Raw genomic sequence first — 14,197 nt, 5'->3', positions numbered from 1 at the left:
ATTCCCTAATTCGGACATAGATTGATAATTAATCTAGAAAGCGAAAATGTTTTTCCAACTGTTTCCTGTTCTCTCTTCCCTATTTCCTATTCCCTGCTATTTTTTATATAAATAAGAAAAAAACCTCTTGCAAAGTTTGAGGATAATTGTATCCCTGAATCTTTATATTTCAACAGCACGGATTTTCCTTCCCCACCTAATTAAAGGTAAAATTCAGGCTGAAGAATTAAGCAAGAGGTTTAACTTTAGATGCTCCTGATGTACTAACTCCCTAGATATTTCCTACATCCCCAAAAAGAATGGGTTGTAGGATAATGGAACTTACAAAGGTTTTTAATTACCTTCAGAAAAGTTCATAGTTTGTCTGTACTCTTCTATAATAATACTCTTTTTATCAAATTAAACTGGGTTATTACAATAGCCCGATTTTATTCTATTCTTTCGTCAAAATGAAGAGGTAATGTTGAATAGTATAATTTACCTAACAGTAAAATTACTATAGCAGTCCTATTTTATTTGTGTATAAAAACCTTACCGCTTTTAGGGAACACTTAACTGGGAACAACTAACAAGGGCAAGTTTTAGGTTTTTTATCTACTTTTTGATTACCCGCAACATAAGGGCAGATTACTATATATAGCAATCCTATTTCAGTTGTAATATTTTAGTGGTAGTTAGGAGTTATATCAGATCCGGTTGAATAGTTATTATATAGTTGGGAGTGGGGAATAGGTTAGGGAGGTTGCATGCAACGTCCGTACGGGAGTAGTAGAAATTGAAGTAATTATAGAATTATAAACATATACTATATAACCGGATTATATATTAGGAGTCAGTTCATTAATTGATAATGAATAATGGATAATTACCCCAAGAAAAACCGCAACAGAATTGAATATATAGGATTACTATATATATAAATTAAGAATATTATTCCTGGTTTAATATTCGCAACCATAGAACAACTGTAGTACCACGATTAATTACTAAATATTGCTCTTTTAAATAACTGGGTAACCATTGAGTATCTACAGGAGAATAGACTTGAATTTTACCTTGCATTTCATCTATCAAATTACGAGCAATTACTAATCCTAATCCTGTTCCTGGAATATTTGTTTTAGCTTTTTCTCCCCGATAGTTTCGTTCAAATAAATGTTCTAAATCTTGGGATGGAATTCCATAACCTGTATCGCTAATAGCTATTGCCAGCATTGTTTCTGTTTCACTATTAATTGATTGAGGATGATTTGGTTGCGGAGATAAAGTTGCTAATTTAATATAAATATTTCCTTCTTTTGGAGTATATTTTAAAGCATTATCTATAATATTACTTAAGACTTCTCGCAAAGCTTTATAATTAGCTTGTACAATTGGTAAATTTTTAGGAACATCAACTTGTAAATCTATATTACTTTCATCGGCAATTGCTTTAGCAGAAACTAATAAAGGTTCTAAAACTTGTTGTACAGAAACTGACTCTAAAAAATTAGCTCCAGGTAAAAGTCGTAGAGGTAATGTTTTTTGATTAGCTTCTTGATGAGCATCTATTATTTCTTCTATATCTTCATTTTTAGTTGTGCTTTGAAGATACTCACTTTCAGCAGGAATACTCAATATGTCTTCCCCAACATCAACAGTTTTATCTATTTGTTCAATTAATTCTCTGAGGCGATCACTTTCCCGTAAAATACTATTAGCTATATTCCAGTTTTTGTCTTCTGGTAAAAATCTTTTCAGTAATAACTTACCAAAAGTTCTTAGTGCCGTTAATGGACTTTTCAACTGATGCAGTATATTGTGCATCGTATCAAATTGTTCAGATTGCAACTGTTGTTGTTGCTGAAATTGTCGCTTTAACCATTCAGAACGTTGATCTAAAATACAGGCTATGGCAATAGTATGAGCTACTTGTTGAATTTGAGTTTTTTCTTTTTGATTCCAGGGTCGGTCTTCTCTTGCTGTTACCAATAATCCCATAACTACTCCATCATGGATTAAGGGTAAAACAATTTGACGTTGTTGCCAAGGATAATTTTTTTCCCATCCAGTATTTGATTCTTTTGTACCGTTGCTTGCTTCTAAAATTGGAGAATTTTTCCCAATTGTTAAGGGTGCTGCTGATAATTTCGGAAGGTTCTCTAATGTTTGTATTTCTGAGGTTACTTTTAACACCGAATTTACTTCCCCATCTTGGGGTATTTCTGGATCTGCGATAATGGGAATTAGCTTAGCTTCACCCCCTTCTACCAGTTTCTCTGTCAAGTAAACTATACTTAAACTTGCACCCCAACTGGATACAAGAGCGATCTGGGATCTGCAAAGTCCAATAAATTCTGTACTGGTGGGCATTAGCATTGGAGCTATTTGTAGGATTTTCCACTGGACATCGGTTAATTTTAGACAATAAAGTGTATATTTTGTATCAAAATATTAAAAACACTTGAGTTTTTGAGTTAAAATTTATATAATCTTATCAAATTTGGTAGCCATAACTACACCCATCGGCTAACACAGGAGGTAAGGAAATTGGCTAGAAGACGTAAGCGCAAAAGCCGTCGTAGACAAGAAGGACGCAGAATTCTTGAGCAAGTTGCTCAGTATAGTATTGAAAGTGGTGAAGATAAACCAGTCACTGCTGCTCGTAAGTTTATTCATGCCCAAGGTATTGTCCCACCAGCTGTACTTCTAGTTAGAAGAAATGAGCATACCACTGATAGGTACTTCTGGGCAGAAAAAGGTTTATTTGGAGCCCAATACGTTGAAGAAAATCATTTCTTGTTTCCTAGCTTAAAAGTTTTGATAGAACTTAAGACACCTGAGAAAAAACAGGTACTTAATTCTACTCCAAGCATAACTCAAGTTTAAGGACGTTATCTAAAACGTTTTTTTTCTGGGTAAGCTAGTATGTTTTTTTGAGTTATGACCAATAAGTACGAACTTCTAATTAAATTAAGGAAGAGGGTAATGCTGAATTAGCATTACCAGATTATTTAATTTAATAGCAAACAGTCTAAAGATATTATTGCCCTTGAAGGCTAAAGTGACTAAGATTTCAAGCTTCCATCTGCCAATGGACTTGAACTCTTAGTTATTTTTATTTTTTATAGCTTACCAAAATAAATTACCGATACTATTTTGATAACATTTTTTAACAATACACAATAGAAATATCTACTAAGTGCTTGGGTTATCCCCCATTTTCTGTGAAAATTTTTCACAAACCCTTTAATTTTTCCCTTTACTTATCAAAACCTGAAAAAAAATAGGATTAATTGCTTGACCACTCTGAACCAACTTATTAAAATATAGCTTGGTTACTGTCGTGGTTTTTTCTAAAAATCACTCTTTCTCAGGAGTTTTAAGACAAAGGTGAACTCTTGATGTTTGTTAGTTTTTCTTACTAACTAAATAGGCAAAAGTTAATCAATCTCCTAACTTTTTATATTTTTAGTTTTATTCTTGGTATGCTTTCAAGTTTAGAGCTGTTTGTAAAGCTGCTAATTCATCCCTATGAGCTGTTATGGAAAGTAAACTTTTAGTTTGAGAACCCTCAGTCAATATTCCTTCCAACTTCAGAGCTACTTTTTCTGGACGTTTAGACTTTTGCCAATAAAAAATACCTGCTAAAGGGGATACCAAAACTAACCATATAAAGTATTGACCAAATTCAGGAACTAACATTGATACAGCCAACCCAAAACATAAAGCACCTACTGCTGCTAATAGTGTTAAGAAAAATGCCAAGAACCAACTAGGACTAACTATTCCTTCAAATGTAAGTTTATTCTCAGCTGCATTAGCATCAACAATTCGGTAAGCACGATCGCTAAAATATTCTTTTAGCTGCTTTAAGAGTGAGTCAGCTTCTTGTTCAGCTATCAGTTTCAGATTTTTAGTCCGAGCTTTGACTGATGCCTTGATAAAAAAAACTAGACCAATGGTAGATAAAAATGTCAGAATAAATGACGATATTAGAGCTGTATTATTCATACAATTTTAGATTTGAATAGTTGTTTGATGTCTTCTCTTTAACAATAGTTTACAAGATAAAAAAAGACTAGCTGCTTTGTGACTAACATCAGCTAGGCCCTATATTTCTATTTAGATTTTATAATTGAAAAATTGTCACAGAAAAATCGGCAACAAAAACACTATATTTTTCAGTCTTTGGCCAAAAACAGCCACAAAGTTGTTCCCACCTATCTTATACGATCTGTTTACGAGCTGGATGGTTGAATTTGAGGCCGAATATGAGCATGATTAGTATATTCATACCAAAGTCTGACCAAATCTATAGCTTGAGGTCGCCATTGGGGAATAATTTGATACATTCTCCGTGGACGTCCTCTTCCTTCCACTTTTTTCCAATAGCCAATAATTGTCCCTTGGTCTTCCAGAAATTTCAGAGCGCTATACAACACAGTGTCAGAAAGTCGATAAATAGGATAGTCCCTTTCTAATTGTCCAATCAATTCAGTTCCATAAGAGTCTCTTTGCAATAATACAGATAGGATATAGCACACCGCTAGTTCTTTATTTAGATAGACCGGAGGGGGACTTTGGAAAAATTGATAAATGTCCTCGAAACAAGTCATCTGAATTTACCCACTCACTCTACTCTCCAATCTATCGTGCTAATCATTAGACTGACCACTCATTCTAGAATCAAGTCAAAAATTAAAAAAAATAAGACAAAAGGCGGAAGGCAAAAGTTAGAAGTTAAAACTAAGATATGCTTTCATTAATGGATAATGGATAATTGATAATTGATAATTGATAATTACCTCTCCCTAAAAGGGAGAGGATTGACACAAAGGGGGATGCATATTTATTTTTTTCCCCTTGAAAGGGGAGGCTTCAAGGCGTGAATTATCTAATTATTTAATTGCTTAATTATTAATTATTTCGGTAAGCATTCAAAAGTTAGTTATTAGCTATTAGCTATTAGCTTCTCAGCAGATAAAGGATGTCTAAATTAATATTGAAATACTGAGGGATAATTAACAAATGGGAGTATAAGCAGATCGGTTCACTAGAGGTTATCTACCAAACAAATTCTAGATTTTTTTTCGGAATAATTTTAGTTTTAGAGACTGATATGACTTACACTAATTTGTATTTCATTTTTCTTGCTCAGGTGCTAATACCTAATAGCTGAATGTTTTGTTTTGAGGTTATTTATTAAGTTGGATTTATGCCTAACATAGCTTGTAAAGTTAAAGTTAGGAAAGTAAATGTCCCAATAATTAAGCCAATTAGAGCGATCGCTGTAATAGGTTTATTTAAAAGTGGTTTTAGTTGGTCGAATAGAAAGAAGAATATGCCAAGGGTTATGGTAATAAAGTACCGTGGATAGCGGGAGACATTGTTAAAGAATTCTTGCATGATTTTGTTAGATAAAAATTCAACTCTACACAATATTATTAGTTTAATATCTGATTAGTCAATTTGTGACCAAATCCAATATATCCATCCTTTGACAGTAGAAGCTCTTCTGTCTATTGTTGTATTATTAATGTTTAAATTACTTTCAGACATAAGTTTAGTAATTTGTTCTTTTGAGAGAATACCCCCAGTTTCTAAGGATAACTTAAATGCTTGATTAAATACTTCGTGTGTCAAAATTGTTTCGATTAACTTTAAATATTTCAGTTTATGTGGTTGACGCCAAATATATTTGGCTTCATCGGTTAATGTAAATATTTTTCCTGGTTTTTCTAGAAGTCCTAAATATTTTCCAGCACTTGTATAATAATCTGTCTGTCTTTTATCAAACTGATAATTTTCTGTAATATCGTTTGGAGTTAAATCATTTTCTAGTAGCAGGGAGATTAAGTCTATTATTCTGTCAAATTTATCTGTTTGTAAAAATGGAATTTTGGCAGGTTCTACAATTATTTTAATTTGAGTTAGTAGCAAGGTTATGTCAATTCCTTGTATTTCCTATTCAAAGAAGTATTGCATAGTTTTATTAGATAAAAATTCAACTCTACATAATATTATTAGTCTAATATATCCTTAGTCAATTTGTAACCAAATCCAAGATATCCATCCTTTCACAGTAGAAGCGCGTCTACCTATTGTTGTCTTATTAATGTTGAAATTACATTCAGACATGATTTTAGTAATTTGTTCTTTTGAGGGAATATCTCCAGTTTCTAAGGATAACTTAAATGCTTGATTAAATACTTCGTGTGTCAAAATTGTTTCGATTAACTTTAAATATTTCAGTTTATGTGGTTGACGCCAAATATATTTGGCTTCATCGGTTAATGTAAATATTTTTCCTGGTTTTTCTAGAAGTCCTAAATATTTTCCAGCACTTGTATAATAATCTGTCTGTCTTTTATCAAACTGATAATTTTCTGTAATATCGTTTGGAGTTAAATCATTTTCTAGTAGCAGGGAGATTAAGTCTATTATTCTGTCAAATTTATCTGTTTGTAAAAATGGAATTTTGGCAGGTTCTACAATTATTTTAATCTGAGTTAGTAGTAAGGTTATGTCAATTCCTTGTATTTCCTATTCAAAGAATTCTTGCATGATTTTGTTAGATAAAAATTCAACTCTACACAATATTATTAGTTTAATATCTGATTAGTCAATTTGTGACCAAATCCAATATATCCATCCTTTGACAGTAGAAGCTCTTCTGTCTATTGTTGTATTATTAATGTTTAAATTACTTTCAGACATAAGTTTAGTAATTTGTTCTTTTGAGAGAATACCCCCAGTTTCTAAGGATAACTTAAATGCTTGATTAAATACTTCGTGTGTCAAAATTGTTTCGATTAACTTTAAATATTTCAGTTTATGTGGTTGACGCCAAATATATTTTGCTTCATCAGTTAATATGAAAAATTTTTCCTGCTTTTCTATGAGTCCTAAATATTTTCCAGCACTTGTATAATAACCTGTTTGTCTCTTATCAAACTGATAATTATCTGTAATATCATTTGGAGTTAAATCATTTTCTAGTAGCAGAGAGATTAAGTCTATTATTCTGTCAAATTTATCTGCCTGTGGAAATGTATTTTTTTGTGATTCAGGAATTATTTTAATTTGATTTAGTAATGAGTCTACCTCACTTGTCTGTATTTCTTCTGAAGCAATTTCATAATTTTTCTGTTCTACCAAAGTGATAGAGTTATAGTCTGATATATCTGCAAATTCATAAATAAAAAAGCTGAAAATATCGTTGGAATAAGTCATTAATACTGGTACAACTTTTTTACTAATTTTATTTGACCATAATCTATAGGGATAATAGAGTTGTCTGATTAAAAAATCTTCAACTCTATAGTTTTTAGCTTCGATTAAAATTAAACGATCGCCTGTTTCAAATCCTGCATCTATTTCAGACTGAGAATTAGTAACATTGATTGAATATAACTGTTTATTAATAGAATTTTTAATGGAGAAGTCAAAGATTCCAGTAGACATTCTACCTGAGACGGTGAATTTAGTTTTTGAGCGAACTAAGTCATCAATAATACCGATATTAAATGCACAAAGTAATGCAGAACTTTCAGAATATAAATTAGTGTAATCTATAGTTTCTATTTCTCTGGGAAACTGCCAAGGAATAGTTTGAATTTCGAGGTGATATTTGACTGGTAAGTGTGTATGAAAGTTACCGATAATATATTGAGAACGAGAAAGTGGTAGGATTGATAATTTATTATCTTTGAATATTTTTGGCAAGTTAACAATATGGTCAAATTTTGCCATAAGTCTACTTTCTCGTTCCTGATTAATTTGAGATGCTTCTATTTTGAAACAGCCGTTTTTATTTACCTCCTCTAATATTTGATATCTCTCAAATAGCTTTTCCCATGCTTCATCATTTTTAGTCATAGTTAATCTTGCTTATACCGAAAAATTCCAGACTATAATTTCATCAACCCTTCCTCTTTTCTCCTTTGGAATTGATAATTACTACCGATTTCACTATAACAAGCTATTATATTTTGATTTTTCTTTCTACAGCCTAAGCGATGGTCTAGAAACAATTCTATTCTTAGTTGAATAAAAAATCATGTGTATAGGCGAACAACCCCAGTTAACTTTGATAATATCACAAGAATTTTGAGGATGCAACTGAAAATCATTTGGCGCGCGATTTTTTTCGGGAGCTTCATAGAATGAAAATGTTGTTGATTTTGTACTAGGGAGATATAGATGGAAAGATTTAATAATGGGAAAAATCTGATTATAATCTTAAAAGTAGGGGATTCATTAATTGATAATTGATAATTACAAGAAGGTTAAAACCGAGAGGATTGAAGATTAGGAAATATCCTAGCACTTTTTTTCCCCTATCCAAGGGGAGGCTTTAAACCACAATTATTTAATTAACAATTAACAATTAATAATTAATAATTAATAATTCGGTAAGAGAGTAGGGGAGTAGAGGATATCTATTAGAGTATTTTTCAACCTTTCTTTAATCTTTGATATCTGTGAAATAACTTTTCCCACGCCTCATCATTTTTAGTCATTCTTCTATCTTTGTCTCTACTGAAAAATTTAAGACTAAAATTTCATCAACTTTTCCTCTTTTCAATGCTTTGGAATTAATACTTCTTGCTGCCCTTACTGTTTTAATTTTATCCTGATAATCTTTATACAAATCCATAATAAAATCTGTTCGAGAATTACTTAAAATAACCTTGCAACCTTTACCTGTTAATTCATCAAAAACTTCCTTTAGCCTTATCTGTTCATCCCTGTTAAAACCATTGACATCATATCCTGTGAAAGAGGCAGTATCAGAAACAGGATCGTAAGGAGGATCGAAATAAATAAAATCACCTTTTTCAGCATCTTTAACTGCTTTAGCAAAATCCCCTTTTGATATCTTTACTTGAGGTTTGTTTAAATATTTACTCACAGCCTTTAAAACAGCTTCATCTAAAATATTAGGTTTTTTATATCTGCCAAAAGGAACATTAAACTGACCCTGAGAATTTACTCTAAATAAACCGTTGTAACAAGTTTTATTCAAATAAATAATTCTGGCTGCCTTTTTTACTTTTGACAGATTTTTATATTTTGCTGAACGATCTAAATCTCTAGTTTCATAAAAATGCTCGGCACTATTTTTTTCTTGGTGCTTTCTTAACTCTTCAATCAAATCATTCAATGAATCTCTAACTACTTGGTAACAATTGATTAATTCTTGATTTTTATCACTAATAACTGCTCTAGTTGGTTGTAACTCAAATAAAAGCGCTCCTCCACCAATAAAAGGTTCATAGTATGTACATTTTTTCAGGGATTTTTCGTTGATATATTTTCTTAATTCAGGTAATAATTGTCTTTTGCCTCCTGCCCATTTCAAAAAAGGTTTAACTACTGAATTTTTGCGCACTAAAAAATACCTCTATATATCATGTTAGAATAATATAACATAATTTTTCTACTATTATTTTACTTATTAAATAAGACAATTAATCTCTATAAATATGTTTATATTTGTCAAAAAAACTCTGTTCTGGATGATTAGTTATTGCAAGTCATTGCGACTGGAAAGGAGTGGAAGGAAGCAATCTCAGAAGTTGCCCAAGATTGCTTCCTTTCGTCGCTCCCGGACGAATTTTTATCCAGATTCTATATGACTCCTGACTCCTAAGAAATACTCTAAAATTATCTATCTCAACTCAACTAAAAATAATGCCTAGAAAACCTCGTAATTTTATTCGATTATTAAATTTCGATGATTAGTTATTGTAAGTCATTGCGACTGGAACGGAGTGGAAGGAAGCAATCTCAGAGGTTGCCCGAGATTGCTTCCTTTCATCGCAATGAAAACTTTTCAGCCAGATTTTATATGACTCCTGACTCCTAAGAAATACTCTAAAATTATCTATCTCAACTCAACTAAAAATAATGCCTAGAAAACCTCGTAATTTTCTCCCAGGATATTCCTATCACATTACTACTCGCTGCAATAATCGTGAGTTTAAACTTTCTAGAAGAGAATGCCGAGAAGTGTTTCTTTTTGCGATTAAAAAGGCTCTCCACAAATATAATTTCCATCTCTATGCTCTCTGCATTATGTCTAATCATGTCCACTATTTAATCGAACCTGCACAACCAGATAATTTGCCGAAAATAATGCACTTTCTCAACTGGTATACTGCTATGTGCTTTAATCGAATGTTGAAGCGTACTGGACATTTTTGGGAAAAACGTTATTTTGCTGAAGGTTTTCCTAATACTGACCAAGAAAGAGCCTTGAATACCCTGCGATACATTCATGGAAACCCCAAGGCGGCGAAAATGGGAGAGGGATTTTTCTATGATTTTAGTAATTATGGTAGTTATGAATGTTTGACTGATGATGGTCTGACTCAATGGCATCCTGCTTTTTTACTTTTGGGTAATACTTTGGCAGAATGTGCCAGAAAGTACAAGGGTTTTTGTCGTCGCTTGAAGTCGAAAAAGAAGTCCCCTAGAAAATGCCACTGGGGAAGCAGATTTCTAGGGGATGTTGTTCGTATTACTGGGGAGAAGAGGGGAAACGGGAAACCTCGCTCGCCTTTTTCGCCGTGCCAGTTATCGGAAAACCCCGAACTGACAAGGGTGGTGAATCAATTTGTCAGGGCAAATAGACCTAACGTTGTTGTGGAGATTGCTTCCTTCCACTCGGTTACAGTCGCAATGACAGACTTTTTTTTGTACTTCTATTCTCTGGTTAAAAATATAGTAGAAGTTAAAAGAGCGCTTGCTTCATTTATTAAAAAGCACCCCTAAAATCTTACTTTTAAATTTTGACTTTCGTGAAACTGTATAGTCAAAATTTTGAGCCTATAAAATCTTACTTTTGAATTTTGACTTTTGAATTTTGAATTTTACAACCCATTTCCAATTAAAAGAAATGGTGCCCAATAATAGGGATGACTATACTCACTATTCATCATAGAAATTTGTGCCTTTTGTATTGCTGCTGCCTTGCTTGCTCCATTCTTCAAAGCTGCATAAAAATCATTCATAAATTCTTGAGTACCTTGGTCATCAACTCGCCATAAAGTTGCTATACTTGCTGTCGCACCAGCTTCTTGTATTTTATAACCAAAACCGAGTATTTCTTCACCATTTCCTAGCTCTTTTCCTAAAGCAGTTTGACAAGCACTAAAAACGATTAATTCTACATTCTTTAAATTCCAATCTTCCACATCTCGTAAGGTAGCACGGTTACCATCTCCAAATAATATAAAAGATTCTTCTGGATGACCACTGACAAAAGCAGAATGAGTAGCAAAATGTATAATATTATAGCTATCTATTTTTGATTCTACAGCTTTCTTAGTAAAAGCATTACCTAACAATTTATTGGTTTCAGGAAATATCTTGTCTATCTCCTCTACCTCTACTCCTGCAAAGGGCAATGATTCAAATTCAAATTGCCGTTTACCGACCTGAAAATTATAACTTCCTTTTGTTAAACCACCTGCTAAAATTATCGGTTCAAATTTTCCTCTAGGTTCTAATTCCATTAAACTTGCAGCAGTAATATTATTAATTAGAAACCTTTCTGCCAACCATTTTTTTCCATCATGTAGTCCTGCTAAAGGAATATAACGTAGTTGACTATCAGGTGCATAAATAATTGTTTTAGCCTGACTAAGTTTTAGATGAGATTCGATAGGTTTAATCAACCAATTATATAATTTTAATCCTGCTTGTATAACTCTTTGGTTAGATTGATTTCTATTTGTTAATTGCGCTCTTAATCGAAGGATAGTTTTATTAAATTCTTTCTGACTTACTGAAACAGTGCGATGAAATGGAGGAGAATTAGCAGTAATTAATATTAATTCTAGTCGGTCTTCTAAAAGTAACGGATATAAGACTACAGTATTTTGAAGATTATTTTCCTTTAGTTCAGACTGTAACCAAACTGCTATGTCTGAAGTTAGCTTTTGACTCCTAGAATTTTTCTCTAATTCTGAAACTATAGATTTGACTTCTTCACTATCAAAAAATTGCTCAATTTTTACTAATTTTTCCTGTAAGTTATTTGGATTTTTACTATGGTTTTTAGCAGCTTCATCTATTAACTGAGTATACTTTTCCCAAAACGCCTGTTCTGGCTCTAGTAATGGAATTTCACTATATTCATAATCATCGGTTTGTAAGCTCCCAATATATTCAAATGTCTCTTGTATATGCAGTAAGTCTAAAATTTGGTGTGCTTCTATAGCACGTTTTTTTTGTAGCAATAAGTCAGCCAAAGTGCGATATATTTCAGCATTGTTTTCTATATATAAATTTTGCTGTCCGACTGGTAATTTTTTCAAATCTTTCCGAATATTTTCAGTAATATTAATTGATTGTTTATAGAAAATTATTGCCAATTCATCCTGATTTTTTCTTTCTAATACTTTACCTATATCAGCAAGAATAATTCTCTCTCTATCTTGGTTTCCAAGCTGTTGTGCAATAATCAAAGTATTAGTAAAAAAAATTCTAGATTCTGAATGTTGATTTGATTCTCGATGAACTCTACCAATATGATGAAGAGTATCTGAATTATTATAGTCATCGCCGATTTCTTCTTGAATAGCTAATGCTTCCTGATGATATTTTAATGCTTGAGAATATTTCTCTTGTTCTCGATAAATTACACCTATATTATCTAGAGTTTTTGCTATACCAATTTTGTCTTGATTTTTCCGATTAACCTCTAAAGCTTGTTGATAATATTCTAAAGCTTTAGGAAATTCTTTTAAATGGTAATAAATTGCTCCAATATTATTTAAAATCTTCGCTTTTTCTGGATGATTTTTATTTAAAGCTTGCTGATAAAAATTTATAGCTTGCTCATATTGACCTAACTGTGAATATACCAAACCAATATTACTTAAAATAGCACTGATATTTTCATTATCTTTTTCCTGTTGAGCATTTTTCAAAGCTTCCTGATAGAATTCTAAAGCTTTAAGATATTTACTTTGAGTATCATAAACAGCAGCAATTTTATTTAAAGTCCGAATAACTCCAGAGCGATCGCTTTGTTGAGTATAAATTTCTAATACTTGTTTAAATTTTTCTAGAGCAACCTCAAATTTACCATTATTAAATTCTGCTGTTGCCTGTTGCTCAAGTTGCTGTGCTTCAGTTTTTAGATTGTTTTGTGAAATAGAATAACTCTCATTTTTTGTAAGTTGTGCCAGTGCTTGTGAATTTATATGCACTTTTTTCTCAACGACTAGAAATGGAGGAATAATTAATAAATATACAGTAGGTATAATTAACCTCAAATTTTTCCAAATAATCATTTCACTAACTCAATTTTTTGTGTGTGATATATTAGGGAGTAGGGAACAGTCAGTAGGGAGTAGGATAGGGAACAGATAAAAAAGAAAAAACTATAGCAATCCACCCTTATATTTTAACATTTTATCTAACTGTGTTTGGTCATATCAATCCCATTTTAACTTGGGTCTGGAGACCAAAGCCCTACAGTTTTTTTCACAAATTCTTGACGATTGCTATATATCTTAATGAAAAAGATAACCGCTATATTCTAGAATTATAGGTAACAGTAAAATTCTCAAATCTCATTCTTAATTTCGTAAGCATTTCCTGCGGAATGCTTACTTAATTTCTATTTCTATATGCGGATTTAGTATAAATACAATAACAAAATAGGGAATTGATCTATGGTTTTACCTTCCAATTCCCTCTATATTTTGTATATATTATTGTTGGTTCTTTGTTTTTACTACTCTACTGACTTATTTGCACTATCTTTTGATAAATCTGATGGTGAATTATCAGCTTCATTTTTTTCCTCAGCAGAAACAGAAGTAACTTTTTCTTCTCCATTATCACTATCTTGAGTAGTTATTTTTTCTGTAGAAGGAGAGCTATCTTCAACTTCAGAAACTTCAGCTAATTTAGAAGTTTCTGAAATAGATTTTTCAGTAGATGTAGAGTCTGCTTCTAAGGATGAGGTTGTTTCTTTTTCAACTTCTGTCAAAGTAATTTCCTCTCCCTGAAGATCAGATATCAGAGACTCTTCTTTTTCCATTAAAGATTCTTGTTCAGGTTTAGTTTCTTCAGTCTGAGTTATAGTCTCATTAACTTCTGAAGTAACTTCTTCACTAGAGGTTAAAGGTTCTTTTTCAAGTTTAGTTTCTTCAGTCTGAGTTATAGTCTCATTAACTTCTGAAGTAACTTCTTC

Annotated in this window: 12 protein-coding genes; 2 read left to right on the top strand and 10 right to left on the bottom strand. The window is 31.9% G+C overall.

All coding sequences use genetic code 11. The annotated features are described in order from the left end of the window. Positions 1–930 precede the first annotated feature (930 nt). Positions 931–2,358, bottom strand: a complete 1,428-nt coding sequence (locus ACP6PK_RS13020; RefSeq protein ID WP_426559966.1) for a GAF domain-containing sensor histidine kinase — start codon at positions 2,356–2,358, stop codon at positions 931–933. 171 nt (positions 2,359–2,529) lie between these two features. Between ACP6PK_RS13020 and ACP6PK_RS13015 the strand changes: the two genes are divergently transcribed. Continuing rightward, positions 2,530–2,868: a DUF3155 domain-containing protein gene (locus ACP6PK_RS13015; protein ID WP_094671014.1), complete on the top strand. Its 339-nt coding sequence runs from the start codon at positions 2,530–2,532 to the stop codon at positions 2,866–2,868. Between the two features lie 588 nt (positions 2,869–3,456). Here the strand turns inward: ACP6PK_RS13015 and ACP6PK_RS13010 are convergent. The 7 genes from ACP6PK_RS13010 to ACP6PK_RS12980 all read right to left on the bottom strand — a co-directional run bounded on the left by ACP6PK_RS13010 (position 3,457) and on the right by ACP6PK_RS12980 (position 9,376). Beyond that, positions 3,457–3,993, bottom strand: a complete 537-nt coding sequence (locus ACP6PK_RS13010) for a cofactor assembly of complex C subunit B (protein WP_094670734.1) — start codon at positions 3,991–3,993, stop codon at positions 3,457–3,459. 227 nt (positions 3,994–4,220) lie between these two features. Continuing rightward, complete coding sequence (locus tag ACP6PK_RS13005; RefSeq protein ID WP_094670732.1) at positions 4,221–4,598, bottom strand: PadR family transcriptional regulator; 378 nt, start codon at positions 4,596–4,598, stop codon at positions 4,221–4,223. Positions 4,599–5,184: 586 nt separating this feature from the next. Next, a complete protein-coding gene (locus ACP6PK_RS13000; RefSeq protein WP_426559965.1) occupies positions 5,185–5,388 on the bottom strand; it encodes a DUF751 family protein in 204 nt (67 codons plus the stop codon). A gap of 54 nt (positions 5,389–5,442) precedes the next feature. Next, positions 5,443–5,922, bottom strand: coding sequence for a DUF7226 domain-containing protein (locus ACP6PK_RS12995; RefSeq protein WP_426559964.1), 480 nt, complete (start codon positions 5,920–5,922; stop codon positions 5,443–5,445). A gap of 99 nt (positions 5,923–6,021) precedes the next feature. Beyond that, a complete protein-coding gene (locus tag ACP6PK_RS12990) occupies positions 6,022–6,423 on the bottom strand; it encodes a DUF7226 domain-containing protein (RefSeq protein ID WP_426559984.1) in 402 nt (133 codons plus the stop codon). A 177-nt stretch (positions 6,424–6,600) separates the two neighbouring features. After that, positions 6,601–7,860, bottom strand: a complete 1,260-nt coding sequence (locus ACP6PK_RS12985) for a type II restriction enzyme (protein ID WP_426559963.1) — start codon at positions 7,858–7,860, stop codon at positions 6,601–6,603. A 640-nt stretch (positions 7,861–8,500) separates the two neighbouring features. Then, complete coding sequence (locus ACP6PK_RS12980) at positions 8,501–9,376, bottom strand: DNA adenine methylase (protein WP_426559962.1); 876 nt, start codon at positions 9,374–9,376, stop codon at positions 8,501–8,503. A 518-nt stretch (positions 9,377–9,894) separates the two neighbouring features. On the opposite strand from ACP6PK_RS12980, the gene ACP6PK_RS12975 reads away from it, so the two are divergent. Then, the gene (locus ACP6PK_RS12975; RefSeq protein WP_426559961.1) at positions 9,895–10,761 is read left to right on the top strand and encodes a transposase; all 867 of its coding nucleotides are present in this window, start codon (positions 9,895–9,897) and stop codon (positions 10,759–10,761) included. Positions 10,762–10,859: 98 nt separating this feature from the next. Here the strand turns inward: ACP6PK_RS12975 and ACP6PK_RS12970 are convergent, their stop codons facing one another. Continuing rightward, complete coding sequence (locus tag ACP6PK_RS12970) at positions 10,860–13,289, bottom strand: CHAT domain-containing protein (protein WP_426559960.1); 2,430 nt, start codon at positions 13,287–13,289, stop codon at positions 10,860–10,862. A gap of 446 nt (positions 13,290–13,735) precedes the next feature. Then, on the bottom strand, positions 13,736–14,197 hold a 462-nt coding region (locus tag ACP6PK_RS12965; protein WP_426559959.1), incomplete at its 5' end, for a hypothetical protein.

Origin of the sequence: Dapis hubbardiae BLCC-M172 (genome assembly GCF_050016015.1) — a bacterium.
GTDB lineage: Bacteria > Cyanobacteriota > Cyanobacteriia > Cyanobacteriales > Microcoleaceae > Trichodesmium.
This window is presented reverse-complemented; position numbering and strand designations above follow the sequence as displayed.